At 63.6% G+C, this 23,586-nt stretch carries 19 protein-coding genes; 15 read left to right on the top strand and 4 right to left on the bottom strand.

Annotation, left to right across the window (positions count from 1 at the left end):
- Positions 1 to 85: 85 nt before the first annotated feature.
- The 14 genes from FW789_RS18030 to FW789_RS17965 all read left to right on the top strand — a co-directional run bounded on the left by FW789_RS18030 (position 86) and on the right by FW789_RS17965 (position 17,790).
- The gene (locus FW789_RS18030; RefSeq protein WP_101322042.1) at positions 86 to 1,402 is read left to right on the top strand and encodes a nucleotide sugar dehydrogenase; all 1,317 of its coding nucleotides are present in this window, start codon (positions 86 to 88) and stop codon (positions 1,400 to 1,402) included.
- 53 nt (positions 1,403 to 1,455) lie between these two features.
- Positions 1,456 to 2,946 carry a glycosyltransferase family 2 protein gene (locus FW789_RS18025; protein ID WP_101322043.1) on the top strand — a complete coding sequence of 497 codons (1,491 nt, stop codon included), beginning with the start codon at positions 1,456 to 1,458 and terminating at the stop codon, positions 2,944 to 2,946.
- 39 nt (positions 2,947 to 2,985) lie between these two features.
- Positions 2,986 to 4,152 carry a PilZ domain-containing protein gene (locus FW789_RS18020; RefSeq protein WP_207073190.1) on the top strand — a complete coding sequence of 389 codons (1,167 nt, stop codon included), beginning with the start codon at positions 2,986 to 2,988 and terminating at the stop codon, positions 4,150 to 4,152.
- A 33-nt stretch (positions 4,153 to 4,185) separates the two neighbouring features.
- The gene (gene algK / locus FW789_RS18015) at positions 4,186 to 5,604 is read left to right on the top strand and encodes an alginate biosynthesis TPR repeat lipoprotein AlgK (protein ID WP_446431854.1); all 1,419 of its coding nucleotides are present in this window, start codon (positions 4,186 to 4,188) and stop codon (positions 5,602 to 5,604) included.
- Complete coding sequence (locus FW789_RS18010; RefSeq protein ID WP_446431821.1) at positions 5,601 to 7,079, top strand: alginate export family protein; 1,479 nt, start codon at positions 5,601 to 5,603, stop codon at positions 7,077 to 7,079. The genes algK and FW789_RS18010 overlap by 4 nt, the downstream gene beginning before the upstream one ends.
- 19 nt (positions 7,080 to 7,098) lie before the next feature.
- Positions 7,099 to 8,655, top strand: coding sequence for a mannuronan 5-epimerase AlgG (algG, locus tag FW789_RS18005; RefSeq protein WP_207073189.1), 1,557 nt, complete (start codon positions 7,099 to 7,101; stop codon positions 8,653 to 8,655).
- A gap of 12 nt (positions 8,656 to 8,667) precedes the next feature.
- Complete coding sequence (locus FW789_RS18000) at positions 8,668 to 10,110, top strand: alginate O-acetyltransferase (RefSeq protein WP_186701064.1); 1,443 nt, start codon at positions 8,668 to 8,670, stop codon at positions 10,108 to 10,110.
- 7 nt (positions 10,111 to 10,117) lie between these two features.
- Positions 10,118 to 11,221, top strand: coding sequence for a mannuronate-specific alginate lyase (locus tag FW789_RS17995; protein ID WP_411562614.1), 1,104 nt, complete (start codon positions 10,118 to 10,120; stop codon positions 11,219 to 11,221).
- 180 nt (positions 11,222 to 11,401) lie between these two features.
- A complete protein-coding gene (locus tag FW789_RS17990) occupies positions 11,402 to 12,859 on the top strand; it encodes an MBOAT family O-acyltransferase (RefSeq protein WP_103438512.1) in 1,458 nt (485 codons plus the stop codon).
- A 13-nt stretch (positions 12,860 to 12,872) separates the two neighbouring features.
- Positions 12,873 to 14,030, top strand: a complete 1,158-nt coding sequence (locus FW789_RS17985; protein ID WP_103438513.1) for an alginate O-acetyltransferase — start codon at positions 12,873 to 12,875, stop codon at positions 14,028 to 14,030.
- 17 nt (positions 14,031 to 14,047) lie between these two features.
- Positions 14,048 to 14,695 (top strand): alginate O-acetyltransferase AlgF, encoded by a 648-nt coding sequence (locus tag FW789_RS17980; protein WP_446431820.1) that lies wholly within the window; start codon positions 14,048 to 14,050, stop codon positions 14,693 to 14,695.
- A 32-nt stretch (positions 14,696 to 14,727) separates the two neighbouring features.
- Complete coding sequence (locus tag FW789_RS17975) at positions 14,728 to 16,182, top strand: mannose-1-phosphate guanylyltransferase/mannose-6-phosphate isomerase (RefSeq protein ID WP_103438515.1); 1,455 nt, start codon at positions 14,728 to 14,730, stop codon at positions 16,180 to 16,182.
- A 259-nt stretch (positions 16,183 to 16,441) separates the two neighbouring features.
- On the top strand, positions 16,442 to 16,906 hold the full coding sequence (locus FW789_RS17970) for a multidrug transporter (RefSeq protein WP_101322052.1): 465 nt from the start codon (positions 16,442 to 16,444) through the stop codon (positions 16,904 to 16,906).
- A gap of 59 nt (positions 16,907 to 16,965) precedes the next feature.
- Complete coding sequence (locus FW789_RS17965) at positions 16,966 to 17,790, top strand: SDR family oxidoreductase (RefSeq protein ID WP_103438516.1); 825 nt, start codon at positions 16,966 to 16,968, stop codon at positions 17,788 to 17,790.
- A 3-nt stretch (positions 17,791 to 17,793) separates the two neighbouring features.
- Here the strand turns inward: FW789_RS17965 and FW789_RS17960 are convergent, their stop codons facing one another.
- The 4 genes from FW789_RS17960 to FW789_RS17945 form a co-directional block, all read right to left on the bottom strand.
- Positions 17,794 to 19,242 carry an efflux transporter outer membrane subunit gene (locus tag FW789_RS17960; protein ID WP_446431819.1) on the bottom strand — a complete coding sequence of 483 codons (1,449 nt, stop codon included), beginning with the start codon at positions 19,240 to 19,242 and terminating at the stop codon, positions 17,794 to 17,796.
- The gene (locus tag FW789_RS17955; RefSeq protein ID WP_186701059.1) at positions 19,239 to 20,300 is read right to left on the bottom strand and encodes an HlyD family secretion protein; all 1,062 of its coding nucleotides are present in this window, start codon (positions 20,298 to 20,300) and stop codon (positions 19,239 to 19,241) included. Before FW789_RS17955 ends, FW789_RS17960 begins: the two co-directional genes overlap by 4 nt.
- Positions 20,301 to 20,327: 27 nt before the next feature.
- On the bottom strand, positions 20,328 to 21,848 hold the full coding sequence (locus FW789_RS17950; protein ID WP_411562611.1) for an MFS transporter: 1,521 nt from the start codon (positions 21,846 to 21,848) through the stop codon (positions 20,328 to 20,330).
- A gap of 121 nt (positions 21,849 to 21,969) precedes the next feature.
- Positions 21,970 to 22,878, bottom strand: a complete 909-nt coding sequence (locus tag FW789_RS17945; RefSeq protein WP_103438520.1) for a LysR family transcriptional regulator — start codon at positions 22,876 to 22,878, stop codon at positions 21,970 to 21,972.
- Positions 22,879 to 23,031: 153 nt separating this feature from the next.
- Between FW789_RS17945 and FW789_RS17940 the strand changes: the two genes are divergently transcribed.
- Positions 23,032 to 23,481, top strand: a complete 450-nt coding sequence (locus tag FW789_RS17940) for a universal stress protein (RefSeq protein ID WP_411562610.1) — start codon at positions 23,032 to 23,034, stop codon at positions 23,479 to 23,481.
- The last annotated feature ends 105 nt before the right edge of the window (positions 23,482 to 23,586 follow it).

Here is a 23,586-nt window from a genome sequence, read left to right as displayed (position 1 = left end):
AGTGCGCCCGAATTAATGCTGGTTAATCAAACCGGCCGGCACTTCCGTGGAAGAGTCGGCGTGATAAACACTTGAGGTGAAAGCGATGCGTATCAGCATTTTTGGTTTGGGTTATGTGGGTGCAGTGTGTGCAGGCTGCCTGTCGGCACGGGGCCATGAAGTGATTGGTGTGGATGTGTCGCAGACCAAGATCGACCTGATCAACAAGGGCAAGTCGCCAATCGTCGAGCCGGGCCTTGAGCAACTGCTGCAGCAGGGCATCGCCAATGGCCGGCTGCGTGGCACCACCGACTTCGCCGAGGCCATCCGCGCCAGCGACGTGTCGATGATCTGCGTGGGTACGCCAAGCAAGAAAAACGGCGACCTGGGCCTTGAGTACATCGAATCGGTTTGCCGCGAAATCGGTTACGTGCTGCGTGACAAAGCCAGCCGCCACACCATCGTGGTGCGCAGCACCGTGCTGCCGGGCACCGTCAAGAACGTGGTCATCCCGATCCTGGAAGACTGCTCGGGGAAAAAGGCCGGCGTCGACTTCGGTGTCGCGGTCAACCCTGAATTCCTGCGTGAAAGCACCGCGATCAAGGACTACGACCAGCCACCGATGACTGTCATCGGTGAGTTCGACACCGCCAGCGGCGACGTCCTGCAAGCGCTGTACGAAGAGCTCGATGCGCCGGTGATCCGCAAGGACATCGCCGTTGCCGAAATGATCAAGTACACCTGCAACGTGTGGCACGCAACCAAGGTCACCTTCGCCAACGAGATCGGCAACATCGCCAAGGCGGTCGGCGTCGATGGCCGCGAAGTAATGGACGTGGTCTGCCAGGACACCGTGCTCAACCTGTCGCAGTACTACATGCGCCCAGGCTTCGCCTTCGGCGGCTCGTGCCTGCCCAAGGACGTGCGCGCCCTCACCTACCGCGCTGCCAGCCTCGACGTACGTGCCCCGCTGCTCGACTCGCTGATGCGCAGCAACGAATCGCAGGTGCAGAACGCCTTCGACATCATCGAGAGCCACGACAAACGCAAGATCGCCCTGCTCGGCCTGAGCTTCAAGGCCGGCACCGACGACCTGCGCGAGAGCCCGCTGGTGGAACTGGCCGAGCGCCTGATTGGCAAAGGCTACCAGCTCAACATCTACGACCAGAACGTTGAGTACGCCCGTGTCCACGGCGCCAACAAAGAGTACATCGAGTCGAAGATCCCCCACGTCTCGTCGCTGCTCAACGCCAACTTCGAGCAAGTCATCAACGACGCCGAAATCATCATTCTCGGCAACCGTGACGAGCAGTTCCGCGCCCTTGCCCAGCAAGCGCCGGCCGGCAAGCAAGTGATCGACCTGGTTGGCTTCATGAGCAAGCCCACCTGCAGCACCAGCCGCACCGAAGGCATCTGCTGGTAAGCCAGCCTGACGCGGGGCCGCAAGGCCCCGCTCTTTACTGAATTTCGTGACGGATGCCGAACATGCATAGGTTCCAGACAGTACTGATGCAGTGCGCCGGATGGCTGCTCTACATGAGCTTGCTCATGTTGATCGCCCTGGCCCTGCCCAGCGACATCTTCGATTCCGAGTCGAAGCATTTCATCTTCCTGGTCGGTGCGGTCGGCATCTGGCGTTACTCGATGGGCGCCACCCATTTCATCCGCGGCATGATCTTCCTGTATGGCGTCTATCCGTACCTGCGCAACAAGGTACGCAAGCTGGGCGACGACGCCGCGCCGTCGCATGTGTACCTGATGGTCACCAGCTTTCGCATCGATGCGCTGACCACCGCGCAGGTGTATAGCTCGGTGATTCGCGAAGCGATCAACTGCGGCTACCCGACCACCGTGGTCTGCTCGTTGGTGGAAAAGTGCGATGAGCTGTTGGTGAAAAGCCTGTGGGCCAAATACAACCCACCAGAGCACGTCACCCTCGATTTCGTGCGTATTGCCGGTACCGGCAAGCGTGATGGCCTGGCCTTCGGCTTTCGTGCCATCTCGCGGATGATGCCCGACCAGCATGCCGTAGTGGCCGTGATCGACGGCGACACCGTGCTCGGCGACGGCATCGTGCGCAAGACCGTACCCTGGTTCAAGCTGTACCCCAATGTCGGTGGCCTGACCACCAACGAATTCTGCGAAGTGCGCGGCGGCTACATCATGAGCGAGTGGCACAAGCTGCGCTTCGCCCAGCGCCACATCAACATGTGCTCGATGGCCCTGTCCAAGCGCGTGCTGACCATGACCGGGCGCATGTCGATGTTCCGCGCTAGCGTGGTGACCAACCCCGAGTTCATCGCCGACGTCGAAAGCGACTCGCTGATGCACTGGCGCCTGGGCCGCTTCAAGTTCCTTACCGGTGACGACAAGTCGAGCTGGTTCAGCCTGATGCGCCTTGGCTACGACACCTTCTACGTACCGGACGCGGCGATCAACACGGTCGAGCACCCGCCGGAAAAGAGCTTCCTCAAGGCCAGCCGCAAACTGATGTACCGCTGGTACGGCAACAACCTGCGGCAGAACTCGCGCGCCCTTGGCCTAGGCCTGAAACGCCTCGGCCCGTTCACCAGCCTGGTGCTGTTCGACCAGCGTGTGTCGATGTGGACCAGCCTGCTCGGGCTGACTGTGGCGGTGATCGCCAGCCTGAAATTCGGTATGGCATACCTGCTGGTGTATCTGCTGTGGATCGGCATCACCCGGCTGATTCTGACGATCATGCTGCTGTGCTCGGGGCACAAGGTCGGCCCGGCCTATCCCGTGATCCTTTATTACAACCAGATCGTCGGCGCGATGATGAAGATCTACGTGTTCTTCCGCCTCGATAAGCAGTCCTGGACGCGTCAGCCAACTGCCCTCAAGCGTGACCTTGCCAGCTTTCAACAATGGTTCAACACCTGGTCCTCGCGGACCATGACCTTCTCGGCGGCCAGCATCTTCGTTGCTGTGCTGTTCATGGTCGTGTGAGCCCCTCCGGATCAGAACTAACAGGAACTTGAAATCGCCATGAATAACGCCGTCAACGTCAATGTCGTGCATGAGTCCGAAGCCCAGCGCCAACACGCCCGGGTGCGTATCCCCGCCAAGCTGCGTTTTGTGGACGGCAACCGTGAGCCGCAAGAGGCCAAGGTCGATGACCTGTCTGCTGGCGGCCTGTCCTTCCAGGCCAAGCGCGCACTGCCGATCGGCCAAGTGATCCGCGGTCGCCTGCAGTTCGTGGTTGATAACCTCGGCCTGTCGATGGACATCGAGTTTTTGGTGCGCACCAGCGACGCCGCCACCGGCCGTACCGGTGCGGAGTTCCAGAACCTCGAGCCACGCGACATCGCCACCCTGCGCCACATCATCACCTCGCACCTGTCGGGCGAGTTGATCACTGCCGGTGACGTGCTCAGTACCCTGCAACGCGACAACTTCACCAAGGCGCGCAAACAGAAGGACGGCGGCTCGGGCCTGAGCGCGGTTGCCCGCCTGCGCGCCGTGACCGTGACCCTGGGCGTGTTCGTGGTCGGTATCGCCGCCTTTGGTTTTGTCGCCAAGTCGCTGTATGGCATGTACTTCGTCAGCCACGCCGAAGCCGGTGTGGTCGCCGTGCCGACCACCACCGTGACCATGCCCCGCGACGGCACCGTCAAGAGCCTGGTCGAAAGCGGCGGGCAAGTGGTCAAGGGCGCGCCACTGGCAAGCTTCAGCACCAGCATGCTGGACATGCTCAAAGGCCACCTGGACGACTCGCAGCTGGAGCCGGCCAAGGTCGAGGAACTATTCGGCAAGCAACTCGCCGGCACCCTCACCAGCCCGTGTGACTGCGTCGTCGCCGAGCAGCTGGTGGATGACGACCAGTACGCCAGCAAGGGCCAGCCGATCTTCCACCTGGTACCGCGCACCACCAACCCGATGATCGAGGCGCGCTTCAGCTACCGCCAGTTCGACGAGGTCAAGCCGGGCACCAAGGTTAACTTCCAGATCGCCGGTGAAGACGAAGTGCGCACTGGCCAGATCGTCAGCAGCGCAAGCCTCAACAGCGAAGACCTGGCCTCCGACATCCGCGTGCAGATCAAACCCGACGGTGCCTTGCCCGCCGAACTGGCCGGTCGCCCGGCAGCGGTCAACAGCGATCGCGGCCCTTCGCTGGATTGGCTGATCAGCAAAGCTGCGGCCCGTGGGCTGTAAGAGGATCTGACCATGAGCCTGTTCAACCTACCCATGGCGTCGCCCAGCGCGCGCCCAGCCACCTGGTGCTCACTGGCGATCGCCATTGCCCTGAGTGGCTGCGCCGGCCTGCCCGATCAGCGCCTGGCCAACGAAGCGCTCAAGCGTGGCGACACCGCCACTGCCGAGCGCAACTACAAGGCTTTGGCTGATCTCGGCTACAGCGATGCGCAGGTCGGCCTGGCCGATATTCAGGTGGCCTCGCGCGACCCTGCGCAGCTGCAGCAGGCCGAAGCCACCTACCGCGCCGCCGCCAGCACCTCGTCGCGGGCCCAGGCCCGCCTTGGCCGCCTGCTGGTAGCCAAACCGGACAGCACCCAGGCCGAGCGCGAAGAGGCCGAAAGCCTGCTCAAGCGGGCCGCCGCCCAGGGCGAAAGCAACACCCTGATCCCGCTGGCGATGCTGTATCTGCAATACCCGCAGAGCTTCCCCAAGGTCAACGCGCAGCAACAGATCGAACAATGGCGCGCTGCCGGCAACCCGGAAGCGGGCCTGGCGCAGATCCTCCTCTACCGCACCCAGGGCAGCTACGATCAGCACCTGGATGACGTCGAGCGCATCTGCAAGACCGCCCTGAACAGCACCGACATCTGCTATGTCGAGCTGGCCACCGTCTACCAGAAACGCAACCAGGCCGAGCAACGCACTGCCCTGCTTGAGCAGCTCAAGTCGGCCTATGCCCGCGGCAGCGTACCGGCCAGCCGGGTCGACAGCGTGGCGCGGGTACTGGCTGATCGCAGCCTGGGCCAGACCGACGAGAAAACCGCCAAGGACCTGCTCGAGCAGGTTGCCCCGGCCAACCCGGCCTCCTGGGTCAGCCTGGCGCAGTTGCTGTATGACTTCCCCGAGCTGGGCGACACCGACCAGTTGCTGGCTTACATCGACAAAGGCCGCGCCGCCGAACAGCCGCGTGCCGAGCTGCTGCTGGGCCGCCTGTACTACGAAGGCAAGACTCTGCCAGCCGATGCGGCCAAAGCCGAAACTCATCTGCAAGCCGCGGCTGCTGCCGGCGAAATCAGCGCCCATTACTACCTCGGCCAGTTGTACCGCCGTGGTTACCTCGGCCAGGTCGAGCCGCAAAAGGCGGTCGATCACCTGCTCAACGCCGCTCGCGGCGGTCAGCTCAGCGCCGACTATGCGCTGGCTCAGCTGTACAGCGAAGGCCACGGCATCCGCCAGAACCCTGGCAATGCCTGGGTATTCGCCAGCCTGGCGCAGGCCAACCCGTCGCAGCAGTCGACCGAACTGCTGCAGCAACTCGATCAGCAACTGACGCCTGAGCAGCGCAGCCAGGCCCAGCGCCTGCTTGCGCAAGAGCAGCAGGCGCGCGGCAGCATGGCCAAAGCCGGCAACAGCATGATGGCCATCGAAGCCCTGCAAGACGATGAAGACGCCGAGGATTCCTCCCTATGACGCTCAACCCCTTCGTGAAGGCCGGGATCGGCCTGAGCTTCGCCCTGCTCTGGTCGTGCCCGACCTTGGCCGATATCACCGCCGAGAAGAACTTCGGCCTCGACGTGAAAATCACCGGCCAGTCGGAAGACGACCGCGACCTCGGCACCCGCTCCGGCGGTGATGTGCAAGGCCTGGGTCTGGACCTGCGCCCTTGGGTCTACGGCGAGCGTGGCAACTGGAGCGCCTTTGCCATGGGCCAAGCGGTCGCGGCCACCGACACCATCGAAACCGACACCCTGCGCCAGTCCGACGATGGCAGCACCGTCGACACCGCTGCCGACGGGCGCAAAGCCGATAAAAGCTACCTGGCCATGCGCGAGTTCTGGGTCGGCTACAGCGGCTTCACCGCCTACCCCGGCGAGCAACTGCGGTTCGGCCGCCAACGCCTGCGCAACGACGACGGCATGTGGCGCGACAGCAACATCGAGGCGCTCAACTGGACCTTCGACACCACCTTGCTGCGGGCCAACCTGGGCATGGCCCAGCGTTTCAGCGAATACCGCACCGACCTCACCGAGCTGGCTCCGGAAGACAAGGACCGCACCCACTTCTACGGCGACGTTGCCACGCAGTGGACCCCCGGTCACTGGGTTGGCCTGCGCGCGCACCACACCCATGACAGCGGCAGCCTGAAAAACACTGGCGAGAGCCTTGATGGCCTGGACAAGCGCCGCACCGGCGACCTGACCTGGCTGGGCGTGGAAGCCAACAGCGATGCCTACAACTGGCGCAACCAGCACACCGTCAACTACTGGGGCAGCCTGACCTGGCTGACCGGTGACCGCGAAAAGCTCAACAGCGAGCTGGTCGGCAACGAGCAAATCGCCACCGGCAAGCAGAGCGGCGACGTCAATGCCTGGGCTACCGACCTCGGTATCCGCCTGCGCCTCGACCCGCAATGGCAAGTCGGCGCGGCCTATGCCCGTGGCAGCGGTGGCGGCGGCAGCAAGGGTTCGAACAACTACGAGCAGACCGGCCTTGAGAGCAATCGCTCCAGCTTCACCGGCACGCGCTCGCGGGTGCACCGCTTCGGCGAAGCCTTCCGCGGTGAGCTGGGCAACCTGCAGGCAGCCACCCTGTTCGCCTCCTGGCAACTGCGCGACGACTACGACGCCAGCGTGATCTACCACAAGTTCTGGCGCGTCAACGGCCAGCAGAACATCGGCTCCAGCGGCATCAATGCGGTGGTCGATGACGAAGGCGTCAACCGCCCACTGGTCAACGGCGAGAAGGACCTGGGCCAGGAGATGGACGTGGTCGTCACCAAGTACTTCAAGCAAGGCCTGCTGCCAGCATCGCTGAGCCAGTCGATCGACGAACCGTCGGCGCTGGTACGCCTGCGTGCTGGCGTATTCAAGCCTGGCGATGCCTACGGCAAAGAGGCCGACTCGTACATGCACCGCGCCTTTGTCGACGTGATCTGGCGTTTCTGACGTGCGCCGAGGACTGGATATGAACCTGCAACCCAAGCTTCGCTACAGCCTGCTCGCCAGCGCCCTGCTGCTGGCCGCAGGCGTGGCTCAGGCCGCCGAGCCAGGCACGGCCAAAGGCCTGCAGCAGGCCAAGACCTACACCGTGACCAGCGCGCCAGTCGAGCCGCTGCACATGGAGCCGCCGAAGCTGCCTGATCTGACTGGTTACACCGCGCAAGCGGTGCAAGCCAAGATCGACCGCAGCCGCAAGGGCAAGGTCAGCGTGCGCCGCATGCTTCAGGAAGAATCGCTCAAGGAATTCATCGGCGGCGACAACAAGGCCGCCGAGTGGGTCCAGCGCCAGCAGGGTATCCCCCAGGCGATCTTTGTCGACGACGGCCATGTCGACCTGACCGAACTGAGCAAGCAAGTGCCCAAGCAGTACCTGAGCGAAGTGTCGCCGGGCGTGTATCTGGCACGCTTGCCGATCGTGGTCGGACAGAAGGGCGTGCTGGAAATCAACGGCAAGGTCAAAGAGCTGCGTCTGTCGCAGGAGCGCGGCGCGTTTCTGGTCAACGACGGCAAGCTGTTCGTCAGCGACACCCAGGTCACCGGCTGGCGCGAGACAGACAACGGCCCGGCCAGCTTCCGCTCGCCCAAGGAGTTCCGTCCGTTCCTGCTGTCGTGGGGCGGCACCGAGACCTACATCGTCAACAGCAAGATGGCCAGCTTTGGCTACTCCCAGTCCAAGTCGTACGGCGTGAGCATCTCGCAGTACACGCCGAACATGGCGAAAAAGATGGGCCGCGCCGAACCGACCGGCTGGATCATCGGTTCCGAATTCAGTGACATGTGGTACGGCTTCTACTGCTACGAGACCAGCGACTTCGTGGTCAAGGACAGCACCTACCGCGACAACATCGTCTACGGCATCGACCCGCACGACCGTTCGCACCGCCTAATCATCGCCGGCAACACCGTGCATGGCACCAAGAAAAAGCACGGCATCATCGTTTCGCGTGAGGTCAACGACAGTTGGATCTTCAACAACAAGAGCTACGACAACAAGCTCTCCGGGGTGGTGATCGACCGTAACAGCGTCAACAACCTGATTGCCTACAACGAGATCTACCGCAACCACACCGACGGCATCACCGTGTACGAAAGCGGTGACAACCTGATCTGGGGCAACAAGGTCATCAACAACCGTCGCCACGGCATCCGCGTGCGCAACAGCGTCAACATTCGCCTGTACGAAAACATCGCCATGGCCAACGGCCTGGTCGGTGTTTACGGGCACATCAAGGACCTGTCCGACACCGACCGCGACATCGCCCTCGACCCGTTCGACACCAAGGTCTCGCTGATCGTGGTCGGCGGCGAGTTGACCGCCAATGGCTCCGGCCCCTTGTCGATCGACTCGCCGCTGTCGGTCGAGCTGTACAAGGTGGCCATGCTCGCCCCGCGCAAAGCCAGCGGCATCAGCCTCAATGGCGTGCTCGGCGAGCGCCAGGACGAAATCCTCGACCTGCTGGTGCGCCAGCAGAAGGCTGTGTTGATCGACCCGGTCGAACGCCAGACCGAAATGATCGATTAAGGAATGCTGACCATGACCACTGCACCTTTGATGAAACTGCTCGGCCTGACTGCCGCCCTGCTGGCGATCAGCCAGGGCGTGCGCGCCGAACAGGTCCAGGCGCCGAGCTTCACCGCCGAGCCATGCTGCCAGCTGTGCCCGGCAGCGCACGACGCCAGCCGCTACACCACCCGCTACCAGCAGAACTTCACCACCCTGGTGCAGGCGCAGGGCGACTGGTTGTTCCGTACCCGCGAAGACCTGCGCACCGAGTTCAGCACCAGCGCTGCCGGCTACCAGCGCCTGCAGCAGGTACACGATGCCTTCAAGAAACGCGGCATCGAGCTGGTGATGGTCTATCAGCCGACCCGTGGCCTGGTGAACCGCAACATGCTCAATCCGGCCGACAAGGCCGCGTTCGATTACCAGAAGGCGCTGGGCAACTACCAGGCCATGCTCAAGCGCTTTGCCAAGATGGGCTACACCGTGCCTGACCTGTCGCCACTGACCAACGAGCAGTTGGCGGCAGCCGATCAGGGCAAGGACTTCTACTTCCGTGGCGACCAGCACTGGACGCCGTATGGCGCTGAACGAGCGGCGAAGATCATCGCCAAGAGCGTGCAGCAGATGCCGGCCTTCGCCGACATCCCGCGCAAGGAATTCGAAACCCACAAGTCCGGGCGCATGGGCAAGACCGGCACCCTGCACAACGTCGCCGGCCAGCTCTGCGGCAGCAGCTACGCCGTGCAGTACATGGACCAGTTCGCCACCGAGCCGAAAGGCGCCGCCGGCGACGACGACCTGTTCGGCGACAGCGGCAATGCCGAGATCACCCTGGTCGGCACCAGCCACAGCGGCAAGAACTACAACTTCTCGGGCTTTTTGCAGCAATACATCGGCGCCGATGTGCTCAACGTCGCCTTCCCGGGCGGTGGCCTGGAAGGTGCGATGATCCAGTACCTGGGTAGCGAAGAGTTCAAGACCCACCCGCCGAAGATCCTCATCTGGGAATTCTCGCCGCTGTATCGCCTCGACCAGGAAACCATCTGGCGGCAGATCCTCGGCCTGCTCGACAACGGCTGCGATGACCGCCCTGCACAGATGAGCGCCAGCACCACGCTCAAGCCCGGCACCAACGAAGTCATGGTCAACGGCAAGGGCGGCGTGATCAAGGACCTGGTCAACCGCAACCTGCAGATGGACATCAAGTTCGAAGACACTTCGGTCAAGGTCCTGCAAGCGACCCTGTGGTATCTGAACGGGCGCCACGAGGACATCAAGATCGAAAAACCAGAGACCTCCGACACCGACGGGCGCTTTGTCTTCCAACTGCGTGAAGACGAAGACTGGGCCAGCCAGAACCTGCTCGCGCTGGAGCTGCAAGGCCCGGAACAAGGCACCCAGAAAGTCGAAGCCAAGCTCTGCAAACGCAACAACTTCGCCAGCTCTGCGCACACAGCGCAGGCTGGCCAGTGAGGTGCACATGATCAAGCCCCGCACGACCTTCGCCCCTGCCCTGCTCGCCCTGGCCCTGTTTGCCGGCGCTGCGCAGGCCGAGCTGGTACCCCCACAGGGTTACTACGCCGGCATCGAGCAGATGAAAACCACCGACGGCAAGTTCCGCTGTGAACAGGCGCCCAAGCCTTACACCGGCGCCTTGCAGTTTCGCAGCAAGTACGAAGGCTCGGACAAGGCCCGCTCGACGCTCAACCTGCGCTCGGAAAAAGCCTTTCGCGACTCGACCAAAGACATCACCACCCTCGAGCGTGGCGTCAGCAAGATGGTCGGCCAGTACATGCGTGACGGCCGCCCGGCGCAGCTCGATTGCGCGCTTGGCTGGCTGAGCCAGTGGGCGCAGGCCGATGCCTTGCTCTCGACCGACTACAACCACACCGGCAAGTCCATGCGCAAATGGGCACTGGGCAGCATGAGCGGCTCCTGGCTGCGCTTGAAGTTCTCCAATTCGCAGCCGCTGGCGGCGCACAAGGCCGAAGCCGAAGCCATCGAAAAATGGTTCGCCCGCCTGGCCGAACAGACCGTCAGGGACTGGAGCGACCTGCCGCTGGAGAAGATCAACAACCACAGCTACTGGGCCGCCTGGTCGGTGATGGCTACTGCCGTCGCCACCGACCGCCGTGACCTGTTCGACTGGGCCGTGAAGGAATACCGCGTCGGCGCCAACCAGATCGACGAGCAGGGTTTTTTGCCTAACGAGCTCAAGCGCCGCCAGCGCGCGCTGGCCTACCACAACTACGCTCTGCCGCCGCTGGCGATGATCGCCAGCTTCGCCAAGGTCAACGGGGTCGACTTGCGCAGCGAGAACAACTTTGCCCTGCAGCGTCTCGGCGAAGGGGTGCTGGCCGGTGCCCGTGATCCGCGTCAGTTCGTTGCCCGTACCGGCGTCAAACAGGACATGAAAGACCTCAAGGTCGACAGCAAGTACGCCTGGCTCGAGCCGTGGTGCGCGCTGTACCAGTGCGTTGGCGACACGCTGTCGCGCAAGCACGGCATGCAGCCGTTCGACAGTTTCCGCCTGGGCGGCAACATGACCCGGGTGTATGACCCGGCGGCAGCCGAGAAGAAATAGCGGCGGCTGGATTGGGGCCGCTGCGCGGCCCATCGCGACCGGTCCGGCGCCCCGGCAAGGCCGCTCCTACAGTCGCGAAACGAGGGCAACGCCCTCGCCAGATCATGAATCCCCCCCATTTTTAATGGGGGGTTTGGGGGGCTGCTGCCCCAGCTACGTACATCCATCAGGAGAACGAGGATGGTCTTCTCGTCAAATGTGTTCCTGTTCCTGTTCCTGCCGATCTTCCTCGGCTTGTACTACTTGAGCGGGCAACGCTATCGCAACCTGCTGCTGCTGGTCGCCAGCTACATCTTCTACGCCTGGTGGCGGGTCGACTTCCTGGCCCTATTCGCCGGCGTCACCCTGTGGAACTACTGGATCGGCCTCAAAGTCGGCGCCGCAGGCGTGCGCACCAAACCCGCACAGCGCTGGCTGCTGCTCGGCGTAGGTGTCGACCTGGCCATTCTCGGCTACTTCAAGTACGCCAACTTCGGCGTCGACAGCCTCAACGCAATCATCACCTCGTTCGGTTTCGAGCCGTTCATCATCACTCACGTGCTGCTGCCAATCGGAATCTCGTTCTACATCTTCGAGTCGATCAGCTACATCATCGACGTGTACCGCGGTGATACCCCGGCCACCCGCAACCTGATCGACTTTGCAGCGTTCGTGGCGATCTTCCCGCACTTGATCGCCGGCCCCGTACTGCGCTTCAAGGACCTGGTCGACCAGTTCAACAACCGCACTCACACCCTCGACAAGTTCTCCGAAGGCTGCACCCGCTTCATGCAGGGCTTCATCAAGAAGGTGTTCATCGCCGACACCCTGGCGGTGGTTGCCGACCATTGCTTCGCCCTGGAAAACCCCACCACCGGTGACGCCTGGCTCGGCGCCCTGGCCTACACCGCGCAGCTGTACTTCGACTTCTCCGGCTACAGCGACATGGCCATCGGCCTCGGTTTGATGATGGGCTTTCGCTTCATGGAGAACTTCAAGCAGCCGTACATCAGCCAGTCGATCACCGAGTTCTGGCGGCGCTGGCACATCAGCCTGTCGACCTGGCTGCGCGACTACCTGTACATCACCCTGGGCGGCAACCGCAAAGGCACCTTCAACACCTACCGCAACCTGTTCCTGACCATGTTGCTCGGCGGCCTGTGGCACGGCGCCAACATCACCTACATCCTCTGGGGCGCCTGGCACGGCATCTGGCTTGCGATCGAACGTGCGCTGGGCCTGGACACCAACCCGCAGCGCTTCAACCCGATCAAGTGGGCGTTCACCTTCCTGCTGGTGGTGACCGGCTGGGTGATGTTCCGCTCGGAGAACCTCGACGTGGCCGGGCGCATGTACGCCGCCATGTTCAGCTTCGGCGAATGGCAGCTGTCGGAACTCAACCGCGCCAACCTCACCGGCCTGCAGGTGGCAACCATGTTCATCGCCTACGCAACGCTTGCGTTCTTCGGCCTGCGCGACTTCTACCGCAATGCCAAGCCAACGCCCAAGGCAATCCCGGTACAGATCAACAGCGACGGCTCGATCGGCCTGGACTGGAGCCGGGTCATGGCCCGCGTGCTGGTGCTGCTGCTGTTCGTTGCCTCGGTGCTGAAACTCTCGGCGCAAAGCTATTCGCCATTCCTCTACTTCCAGTTCTGAGGCACGGACGACCATGACCCGGACACTTCGCATCACCTACTCGCTGACCTTCCTTGGCCTGCTCACCGGCCTTGGCGTGTGGTCGCTGAGCGGCGCTTCAAGCTTCCAGCGCACCGAGCAGATGACGGTGCTCAACGGCAAGCTGGCCAAGGCCGCCGAGACCCATTACGACGAGCAGTTCCCGATCAAGCGCCTGAGCACCAACCTGTGGGCCGCACTGGACTACAAGCTGTTCAACGAAGGCCGCCCCGGCGTGGTGCTGGGCCGCGAGCAATGGCTGTTCAGCGACGAAGAGTTCAAACCCACCGCCGGTGCCGACCAGTTGATGCAGGACAACCTGGCGCTGATCCGCGGCGTGCGCGACACCCTGCAACGCCAGGGCGTGCAGCTGGTGCTGGCGATCATCCCGGCCAAGGCGCGAATCTACTCCGAGTACCTCGGCGAAGAGCAGCCGGCCAGCCTGCATGGCGACCTGTTCAACCAGTTCCATGCCCAGGCGCGCCAGGCCAACGTATTTGCACCTGACCTGCAAGCACCAATGGAGCAGGCCAAGGCCCGCGGCCAGGTGTTCCTGCGCACCGACACGCACTGGACACCGCTGGGCGCCGAGGTAGCAGCGCAGACCGTGGCCGAAGCCGTCTCCCGGCAGAAGCTGTTGCAAGCCGAGCCGCAGGCCTACGTCACCGACGCTGGCAGCAGTGCGCCGTACAAAGGCGACCTGACCAACTTCCTGCCGCTCGACCCGCTGTTCAGCGAGTTGCTGCCAGCGCCGGACAACCTGCAAAAACGCACTACCCGCCCAGCTGCCGGCAACGCCGACAGCGGTGACGCGCTGTTCGCCGACAGCCAGATCCCGGTGGCGCTGGTTGGCACCAGCTACAGCGCCAACCCGCACTGGAATTTCCTCGGCGCGCTGCAGCAGGCGCTGCACAGCGATGTCGCCAACTACGCCGAAGACGGCCATGGGCCGTTGCTGCCGATGCTCAAGTACCTGCAAAGCGACGCCTTCAGGGATGCCCCGCCGCAAGTGGTGGTGTGGGAATTCCCGGAACGCTACCTGCCGATGAAAAACGACCTCAGCGGGTTCGACCCGCAGTGGATCGCGCAATTGAAGAACACCCGTAAATCCGAAGAAAACCTGGCCCTGTCGTCCAATCGGACGGAACACTGAAAGAGAGGAACACGCACATGTCCAACAAGCCATCTTTTGCCAAAGTCTTCACCCTCGCTGCGGGCCTGTCGCTGGCCTCGCTGCAAGCCTTCGCCGGCGCCGACGCCGCACTGTACGGCCCAAGCGCACCGAAAGGCTCAAGCTTCGTGCGCCTGTACAACGCCAGCAGCGCACCGACTGCCGCCAGTGTCGGCAACACCCAGATCAAGCAGGTCGGCGCGCAGTCCAGCAGTGACTTCAGCTTCCTCCCGGGCGGCGACTACAGCGCCCAGGTCGGTGGCAAGTCGGTGCCGGTGAAGCTCGCCTCGGACAAGTATTACACCCTGGTCAACAACGCCAGCGGCAGCCCGCAACTGATCGAAGAGCCACCGTTCAAGAACAAGCAAAAGGCATTGGTGCGGGTGCAGAACCTCACCGACCAGGCGCTGACCCTGAAAACCGCCGACGGCAAGACCGAAGTGGTCAAGCCGGTAGCCGCCCATGCGCGCGGCGAGCGCGAGATCAATCCGGTCAAGGTCAACCTGGCCCTGTACCAAGGCGACAAGAAAGTCAGCGACATCAAACCTGTCGCGCTGGAACGCGGTGAAGCCGCCGTGCTGTACGTCACCGGCTCCGGCAGCAGCCTGGCCCCGGTGTGGGTAACCCGTCCTGTCTCGACCAACTGATTTCTGCCTCTATCAACCTTTGGAGAAACATCATGATTCCGGTAATCCTTTCTGGTGGTAGCGGCTCGCGTCTGTGGCCTTTGTCGCGTAAACAGTTCCCCAAGCAGTTCCTCGCCCTGACCGGTGAGCACACGCTGTTCCAGCAAACCCTCGAGCGCCTGGTGTTCGAAGGCATGCAAGCGCCGATCGTGGTCTGCAACAAGGACCACAAGTTCATCGTCAACGAGCAGCTGACTGCACTGAACCTGCAGACACAGGCGATCCTGATGGAGCCGTTTGGCCGCAACACCGCGCCGGCCGTGGCCATCACCGCGATGAAACTGGTCAATGAAGGCAGCGACGAGCTTATGCTGGTGCTGCCGGCTGACCATGTGATCGATGACCAGAAGGCCCTGCAACGTGCCCTGGCCCTGGCCACCGTGGCGGCCGAGCGTGGCGAGATGGTGCTGTTCGGCGTGCCGGCAACCAAACCGGAAACCGGCTACGGCTACATCCGTTCCAGCCAGGATGCCCTGCTGCCGGAAGGCGTCGCCCGGGTTGCGCAGTTTGTCGAAAAGCCTGACGAAAAACGCGCCACCGAGTTCGTCCGCAGCGGCGGCTACTTCTGGAACAGCGGCATGTTCCTGTTCCGCGCCAGCCGCTTCCTCGAAGAGCTGAAAAAACACGATCCGGATATCTACGACACCTGCCTGCTGGCACTCGAGCGCAGCGAAGAAGACGGCGATTACCTGAGCATCGACGAAGCCACCTTCGCCTGCTGCCCGGACAACTCGATCGACTACGCCGTGATGGAAAAGACCCAGCGCGCCTGCGTGGTGCCACTGACCGCAGGCTGGAGCGACGTCGGCTGCTGGTCGTCGCTGTGGGATGTGCACGAGAAAGACGCCAACGGCAATGTCACCAAAGGCGACGTGGTGGTGCAGGACAGCCACAACTGCATGATCCACGGCAACGGCAAGCTGGTCTCGGTGATCGGTCTTGAGAACATCGTCGTGGTCGAGACCAAGGACGCCATGATGATTGCCCACAAGGACAAGGTCCAGGGCGTCAAGCAGATGGTCAACACCCTCGACAAGCAAGGCCGCAGCGAGACCCAGAACCATCTTGAGGTGTATCGCCCATGGGGCTCGTATGACTCGGTGGACATGGGCGGCCGCTTCCAGGTCAAGCACATCACCGTCAAGCCCGGCGCCAGCCTGTCGCTGCAGATGCACCACCACCGCGCCGAGCATTGGATCGTGGTGTCGGGCACGGCTGAAGTGACCTGTGACGAGAACGTGTTCCTGCTCACCGAAAACCAATCGACCTACATCCCGATCGCCTCGGTGCACCGCTTGCGCAACCCGGGCAAGATCCCGCTGGAAATCATCGAAGTGCAGTCCGGCAGCTACCTGGGTGAAGACGACATCGAACGCTTCGAAGACGTCTACGGCCGCAGCGCCACGCCGATCGAGCGCGGCATTTCGGTGAAAACCATCGCCCAGTAGTCCTCCCAGCCATACACGGTCCGTGTAGGAGCGGCCTTGCCGGGGCCCGGACCGGTCGGAAAGGGCTGCGTAGCGGCCCCGCATTTTCAGCTTCGCCGCTGACATTGCCGGGCCAGCTACGCTGGCCTTTCCGACCGGTCCGGCGCCCCGGCAAGGCCCTCCTACACGCCACCGTGTCGTCCATGTCACACCGCTTTTCATCCCCACCACTATTTCAGCTAGGATGTGCCAACCCGCACACCCAAGGCTTGCCCTCCCCATGATCATCGGCGCTCTGCTTATCCTGACCTGGCTGGTTCTGCTCATTCGCTACCCGGCCAAGGCTCTGCCGATTTCCCTTGCTGCTGTGCTCGGCCTCGGTTTGATCGCCCTCTGGGTTGCCTGGCAAGACACTCGCGAATCCAACCAACTGGCCCGCCTCGACCTGCGCCTGCAATACGCGCCTGAATTGTGCCCAGCCGACCGCAGCCTGCGCGTGAGCATGAAAAACGCCAACAGCGTGCCGCTCACCGAACTGCGCTGGCAGGTCGGCGCCTACGCCCCCGGCGACACGGTCAACCTCGCCGAAAACACCTACAGCACGCCGCGCTATCGCGGCCCCGGCGACCTGCAGCCAGGCGCCGAGTGGAACGACTGCCTGCCACTGCCGCCCTTGCGCTCCGGCTACCGCGCGCAAACCCTGGAGTTTCGTGCCGAACGCCTGCAAGGCTCGTTTGCCAACTAGCCGCAGGCTGATTTGTCTGGGGTATGATCGAGCACCTTGCACAGCCTACAGGCCCCGCCATGCCCACAGTCCTGATCACCGGTTGCTCCAGCGGCATCGGCCGCGCCCTTGCCGATGCCTTTCGTGATGCCGGTCATGAGGTCTGGGCCACCGCGCGCAAGCCTGAAGCCGTTGCCCAACTGGCTGCAGCGGGCTTTACCGCGCGACAGTTGGACGTCAATGACAGCGCCGAGCTGACACGCCTCACAGATGAGCTGCAAGCCAGCCATGGCGGCCTCGATATCCTCATCAACAATGCCGGCTACGGCGCCATGGGCCCTGTGCTCGATGGCGGTGTCGATGGGTTACGCGAGCAATTCGAAACCAACGTGTTCGCGCTGGTTGGGGTAACTCGCACGCTGTTCCCGCTGCTGCGGCGTAATCGCGGCCTGGTGATCAACATCGGTAGCGTCTCTGGCGTGCTGGTGACGCCATTCGCCGGTACTTATTGCGCGTCCAAGGCGGCCGTGCACGCGCTGAACACCGCGCTGCGCCTGGAGCTGGCGCCGTTTGGCATTCGCGTGATGGAAGTCCAGCCCGGCGCCATCGCTTCGCAATTTGCCAGCAATGCCCAGCAACAGGCTGAACACCTGATAGCGGCGGATTCACCGTGGTGGCCGCTGCGCGAGCACATCCGCGCGCGAGCGCGCGCCTCGCAGGACAAGCCAACGCCAACCGCCGAGTTCGCCCAAGGCGTGCTGGCGGCAGCGGGCAAGTCACCGGTGCCGGCCCTGGTGCGGCTGGGCAACGGCAGCCGGGCGCTGCCACTGTTGGCGTGGCTGCTGCCGCGACGTTTGCTCGACAGCATCCTGCGCAAGCGCTTTGGCCTGTTACGACCGCTCTGACAGCTAAGCCTTCGGCGGCGCCTCGGCGAATGCTTGCCAGCCGCCACCGAGCGCCTTGTACAAGCCGACCATCGCCTGCGAGACGGCCGCCGAACTGTCGATCCACTGCTCTTCGCTGGCCAGCAGCGCCGTCTGCACCGTGAGCACGTTGAGAAAGTCCACCGCGCCTTCCACGTACTGCTGCTGAGCGGTGTCCAGGGCGATGCGGTTTTCGCGCACGGCCTCGGCCAGGTGATCGCGACGCAGCTGGCTGGCGTTGTACAGGCGCAGCACATCGTCGATTTCGTGCCAGGCGCCGAGCACCACCTTGCGGTAGTTCAGCGCGGCCTCCTGCTGCTGCGCTTCACGCAACTGCAGCGTGCCCTTGAGCCGGCCACCTTCAAAGATCGGCAGCGACAGTTGCGGGCCAAAAGCAAACCGTCGTGAGTCCCAGCCGCCAAAGTCCGCCAATTGCAGGGCTTGCATACCGACGTTGCCCGACAGCCGAATACGCGGATAGAAGTCCGCCTTGGCCACGCCGATGCTGGCAGTTGCCGCATGCAGGCGCGCTTCGGCCTGGCGAATATCCGGGCGGCGCTCGGCCAACTCCGACGGCAAGCCAACTGCAAAGCGCTGCTGCGGCACCGGCAGTTCGCCCGGCGCCAGCAGCTCGGCCTGCAAACTGCGCGGCGGCTCGGCGGCGAGCAGGCTGAGGGCATTGATCAGGTCGTCACGCCTCGCTTGCAAGGTAGGTAAACGCGCTTCGATCGAGGCAACCTGAGCGCTGGCCTGGGCGACATCCAGGCGCGTCGCGACGCCCTCGGCCTGACGGTCGCGGGACAGTTGCAGGCTGTGCCGAGCGACCTTGAGATTGTTTTCGGTCACCTCCAGCGTTTGCTGCACGGCACGCAACTGGATGTAATCGCCGGCGGTCTCTGCGAGCAGCGCCAGCAACACGCCGCGGCGGTCCTCCTCGGCAACCGCCACGCTCGCATCGGCAGCTTCCACCTGACGGCGCACCCGGCCCCATAGATCCAGCTCCCAGCCCGCAACCAGGTCGCCCTGCCAAAGGTTGTAGGCCGATTTGCCGGCATTGCCGGACGGGTCATTCAGACCCTCGGCACTGTTGCGCGCGCGACTGTAGCCGGCATCCAGACCTAACGAAGGCGTCTCGTCAGCTGCAATCGTGCTGCGCAGCGCGCGGCTTTGCAGCAGGCGCGCACTGGCAATCTGCAGATCGAGGTTGTTGGCGGCGACGCGCTGGATCAGCGCGCTCAGCCTGGCATCGTGAAAACTCTCCCACCAACGCACTTGCAGTGGTTCGGCCAAGGGCTGGCTGGCGGCGGCCTCACCTTGCACCGGCGCCCATTGCTGTGGTGCCTGGCTGGGCGGGCGCTGAAAATCAGGGCCCTGGCTGCAACCGGCCAATGCGACAGCGAGCAGCAACGGGCTGAAGCGGACAAGTGCACTCATCGCGTGCTCACCTGCTGGCTGTCGAGCGAATCGCCCTGTGTGTCGATACTGACCACCACCGACATGCCCACGCGCAGGCGCGACAGCAACGGCTGGCCATCATCGAAAACGATCTTCACCGGTATCCGCTGCACAACTTTGGTGAAGTTGCCGGTGGCGTTGTCGGGTTTGACGGCGGCAAAGGTCACGCCGGTGGCAGGGGCGATGCTCTGCACATGGCCTTTGAGGGTCACGTCGGAATAGGTATCGACGCTGATGCTGACCGGCTGCCCCGGTTGCACATGGGTCAGCTGGGTTTCCTGGAAGTTACCGACCACGTAGGCCTGCTCCAGCGGCACCACCGACAGTAGCCGGGCGCCAGGGGTGACATAGGCGCCAACCCGCAGGGCGCGCTCGCCGACCATGCCCGCTACCGGCGCAGTAATGCGGGTGTGCGACAGGTCCAACTGGGCCTTGTCGACACCGGCTTCAGCGCGCTTGAGCTGGCCATCGGCGCTGGCGACCTGGGCCGTGAGAATATCCACCTGCTTGCGCGTCGCTACCAATGCGGCCTGGCTGTTGGCTTGTTGCGCCCGCGCCTGATCGACCCGGCTGCGCGCTTGTTGCGCGTTCTGCACGGTGCCCGCGCCCTGCTCGGCCAGGCGGCCGTAGCGTTTGACCTCCTGTTCGGCAAACGCCGCCTGCGCCTGAGCCGCCTTGAGCGCGGCCTCGGCCTGGGCGATCAGCGCAGCCTGGCGTTCGAGGGTGGCGCGCGCATCGGCGCTCTGCGCCTTGGCCACCAGCACCTGTGCCTGCGCGGCGGCCAACGCCGCCTCATAGTCGCGGGCATCGATAGTGGCCAGCAGCTGACCAGCCTGGACCTGCTGGTTGTCTTCGACCAGCACCTCCTGGATAAACCCGGCAACCTTTGGCGCCACCACGGTGTAGTCCGCGCTGACATAGGCATCGTTGGTCTGCTGCCGGTGATCACTGCTCAGCAGCCACGGCCCAACCAGTGCAGCCAGCACAGCCACGGCCAGCACCGAGCCGATGACGATAGTCTTGCGATTGTTGCTCATGTTCAGTGTTCTCGAATTCAGTCGGGTTCAGGCCACCGCGCGGGGTGGGTAAACCCGGGTGGGCGCAAAAGGAATCAGGCAAATCAGGGCCACGGCGACACAGGCCAGCAGCAGGTAGAGGTCGGCCGAGGTCAGCACCAGCGCCTGCTGGTGCACGCGCTGAGCCAGCCCGACTGTGCGGTCATCAAGCAGCGGTGCATTGCCCAGGCTGTCCACCAGGTGATTGGAATGAAAGTGCCGGCGCAGCGTGCCGACGGCTTCCAGCAGGCCCGCAGCGATCACTGCCGCAAGGCCTTTGACGGTGTTGAACCAGGCCGAAGCGAACGGCCCTTCCTGCGGCGACATGCCGTTGGTGGAGAGCATCAGCAACGGCAGCACGGCCATCGGTTGGCCGAACACCTGCAACAGGTAAAAGCCGTAGAAATCGTTGCGAATCCACTGCGAGGTCAACTGGCTGCTGCCCACACAAGACAGCGCCAGCATGCCCAGGCCCAGCGCCAGCACCCAACGGCAGTCCACTGCGCGGATGTTGCACAGCGCGGCAGTCAGCGGCAGCGCGGCCAGTTGCGGCATCGCCACCAGCAGCATCAGCGGGCTGCTCTGCGCCGGCCGGTAGCCCTGAATCTGCGCCAGGTACGCCGAAGGGATCGAGCCCAGCCCGGACAACACAATCAGCACCCCGGCGAGGGTCAGCAGGGCAAAACTCAGGTTGCGCCGCGAGAGCATGCGCAACTGAAAGAACGGCACCGGCTCGGACCACTCGTTGTACATGAACAGCAGCAACAGCAGCAGGCCGCCGCCGAGCAGCCAACAGATCAGCGGCGAGTCCAGCCAGCCCCAGCGGTCGCCCAGCGACAACCCGAGGACGATGCAGCTGAGTGCAGGCAAGCCCAGCAGCACGCCGCGCCAGTTGAACTGCTTGAAGCGCTCCAGCCGCAGCGGGTCCTGCGGCAGGCCCCAGGCCACACAAGCCATGGCCAGCAGCGACGGCAGGATGATCTGCCAGAACGCCCATTGCCAGCCAACGTATTCGGTCCACAGGCCCGCCAGAGGCGTGCCGAGATTGGGTCCGAAGGTAGCGGTCAGGGCATAGCAGGCCAGGCCATAGACTTTGATCCCCGGTGGCAGAAAGCGCAGCGCCACGCTCATCAGCATCGGCGGCAATGCGCCTGCGGCCAGGCCCTGAACGATCCGCAGCAGCATCAGGCTGTGCAGGTTCGGCGCATAGGGTTGCAGCAGGCCCAGCATGGCAAACACGGCTATTGCGCAAAGGGTGAAGCGACGCAGGGAAAAGGTCGCTGCCAGCCACGGCGAAAAGGCCATCGCCGACACCGACGCAGCCGCATACACCGCCAGCAACCAGGCGCCCTCGTCGGCACCGATGCCCATCGCGCCGCGAATGTCGTTCAAGGAAATCTTGGTGACCGCCTCATTCAACCCGGCGCAGAGCACAGCCAGCAGCACACCGAACAGCCCGACCACCACGCGCAGGCCAAATGCGGCCTGAGCGGGGGCGGAAGCCGCAGGGGTGGCGGAAAGCGAGGTCATATCAAGGAAATCTCCAGCAACAATTTGCACTGGAGGCATTTTAAAAAGATCGAATGCTTACGAAAACTGACTTATCGCCAGCTTTAAATTGCGTCAGACGCAATCCGCATTTGTCTCGAGTTCAAGGTTCAAGCCCGCAACAGGCCTTCAAGGTCTGGCGCAGCCAACGGTGCGCTGGGTCGCTATCAAAGCGCGGGTGCCAGGCCTGCATGACATTGACCCGCTCCAGCGCCAGAGGGATCTCGAACGAGCGCAGCGGCAGGCCGAGCTTGCTGACACTGCTGAGAATATTCGCCGGCATCGGCAGAATCAGGTCCGAATCGGGTAGTGAAAACAACGCCGAGTGGAAGCTCGGGGTGATCAGGGCCACCCGCCGCTGCACCTTGCAGTGGGCCAGTTCGACATCGATCGGCCCGTTGGCGCGCCCCCGGCGCGATACGCTGATCTGTGGATAACTGGCAAAGCTCTGCGCTGTCACCGGCTCGGCGAAGATCGGATGGTCCTGCCGCGCCAAGCCGATATAGAACGTCTGAAACAGGCTCTGTACCTTGATCTCCGGGCCCAGATCGACAGTCGAGCTGATGATCAGGTCGGTGCGCCCGTCACGCAGCACACTGTCGTCGTCGCCGCCTGGGCTTTCCGGGATGAAGCGCAGCACCGTACGCGGCGCCTGCTCGTGCATCATGCGCAGCAACTGCGCGCCGTACAGGGCAATGAACAGGTCATTGGTGCGGATGTTGAAAGCACGGTCGAGGTTGGCCAGATCGACCGTATCGGCACTGCGAAAGACCTGTCCGGCCTGTTCCACCAGCACGCTGACCTGCTCGCGCAGGGCGAGCGCCCGTGGCGTCGGCACCAGGCCACGACCGGCGCGGACCAGAATCGGGTCACCGAGCGCATCGCGAATCCGCCCCAGGGTCCGGCTCATCGCCGCCGGGCTCAGGTTCATCCGCTGCGCAGCACCGACCACACTGCCCTCATCAAGCAAGGCATCAAGGGCAACCAGCAGGTTCATGTCCGGGAGTTGCATGGCCGGTTTCCGTGACTGTTGTGGGAATGTGCATGTTAACAGCTCGCACGATTGCGCCAGACGCAACGACACCGTGCGTGCGGGGCCATTTATCCACAGCTGGAGCTCCGCTCAAAATGGCCTGCCGGCCACATCGCCTCGCGAGGACCCCCTATGCTCCGCTCTGTACTGATCGCCATCGACGCATCCCCCGCCACCAGCACCCTGCTGGCCCTGGCGCAGCGCTTCTGCCGCCCCGATCTGCACCAGTTGCATGTGCTGCTGGCGATCGACTCGACCTTCGCCGTGCATGAGCAACCCGCGCCCTTCACCCAGGCTGAGCGCGAGGAATACCCCGCTGCCTGCGAAGAGCAGCAACACGCAGAGGCCGCCATCGCCGCCGCAGTACAGACCTTGCGCGCTGGCGGCTTTGTAACCGAAGGCAGCCTGCGCGCCGACCAACCAGTAGATGCCATCGTCGCTCAAGCCCAGGCGCTGGACTGCGAACTGATCGTCATGGGCCACCGCCACATGTCACGGCTGGGGCGGCTGCTGGATCCGTCGATCAGCGCCAAGGTGCTGGATCGGGTCGAGATACCGGTGTTGGTGGGGGTGGCGGATTAGAAGCTTGCGTTTGGTTCGAGTACGCCGGCGGCGCTGCGCACCCCTTTCGCGACACAAGGCCGCTCCTACGGCGACCGCGTAAGTCGATCGTGCGCGGTCACTTGT

The sequence above is a fragment of the Pseudomonas sp. 1121_17 genome (assembly GCF_052850745.1).
This window is presented reverse-complemented; position numbering and strand designations above follow the sequence as displayed.

Excerpts from the sequence above, each read along its gene's own strand:
- algK (WP_446431854.1), top strand. The coding sequence starts at position 4,186 with ATGGCGTCGCCCAGCGCGCGCCCAGCCACCTGGTGCTCACTGGCGATC.
- FW789_RS17975 (WP_103438515.1), top strand. The coding sequence starts at position 14,728 with ATGATTCCGGTAATCCTTTCTGGTGGTAGCGGCTCGCGTCTGTGGCCT.
- FW789_RS17950 (WP_411562611.1), bottom strand. The coding sequence starts at position 21,848 with ATGACCTCGCTTTCCGCCACCCCTGCGGCTTCCGCCCCCGCTCAGGCC.
- FW789_RS17995 (WP_411562614.1), top strand. The coding sequence starts at position 10,118 with ATGATCAAGCCCCGCACGACCTTCGCCCCTGCCCTGCTCGCCCTGGCC.
- FW789_RS17960 (WP_446431819.1), bottom strand. The coding sequence starts at position 19,242 with ATGAGTGCACTTGTCCGCTTCAGCCCGTTGCTGCTCGCTGTCGCATTG.
- FW789_RS17970 (WP_101322052.1), top strand. The coding sequence starts at position 16,442 with ATGATCATCGGCGCTCTGCTTATCCTGACCTGGCTGGTTCTGCTCATT.
- FW789_RS17940 (WP_411562610.1), top strand. The coding sequence starts at position 23,032 with ATGCTCCGCTCTGTACTGATCGCCATCGACGCATCCCCCGCCACCAGC.
- FW789_RS18025 (WP_101322043.1), top strand. The coding sequence starts at position 1,456 with ATGCCGAACATGCATAGGTTCCAGACAGTACTGATGCAGTGCGCCGGA.
- FW789_RS17985 (WP_103438513.1), top strand. The coding sequence starts at position 12,873 with ATGACCCGGACACTTCGCATCACCTACTCGCTGACCTTCCTTGGCCTG.
- FW789_RS18020 (WP_207073190.1), top strand. The coding sequence starts at position 2,986 with ATGAATAACGCCGTCAACGTCAATGTCGTGCATGAGTCCGAAGCCCAG.
- FW789_RS17965 (WP_103438516.1), top strand. The coding sequence starts at position 16,966 with ATGCCCACAGTCCTGATCACCGGTTGCTCCAGCGGCATCGGCCGCGCC.
- FW789_RS17990 (WP_103438512.1), top strand. The coding sequence starts at position 11,402 with ATGGTCTTCTCGTCAAATGTGTTCCTGTTCCTGTTCCTGCCGATCTTC.
- algG (WP_207073189.1), top strand. The coding sequence starts at position 7,099 with ATGAACCTGCAACCCAAGCTTCGCTACAGCCTGCTCGCCAGCGCCCTG.
- FW789_RS18030 (WP_101322042.1), top strand. The coding sequence starts at position 86 with ATGCGTATCAGCATTTTTGGTTTGGGTTATGTGGGTGCAGTGTGTGCA.
- FW789_RS17955 (WP_186701059.1), bottom strand. The coding sequence starts at position 20,300 with ATGAGCAACAATCGCAAGACTATCGTCATCGGCTCGGTGCTGGCCGTG.
- FW789_RS17980 (WP_446431820.1), top strand. The coding sequence starts at position 14,048 with ATGTCCAACAAGCCATCTTTTGCCAAAGTCTTCACCCTCGCTGCGGGC.
- FW789_RS18010 (WP_446431821.1), top strand. The coding sequence starts at position 5,601 with ATGACGCTCAACCCCTTCGTGAAGGCCGGGATCGGCCTGAGCTTCGCC.
- FW789_RS17945 (WP_103438520.1), bottom strand. The coding sequence starts at position 22,878 with ATGCAACTCCCGGACATGAACCTGCTGGTTGCCCTTGATGCCTTGCTT.
- FW789_RS18000 (WP_186701064.1), top strand. The coding sequence starts at position 8,668 with ATGACCACTGCACCTTTGATGAAACTGCTCGGCCTGACTGCCGCCCTG.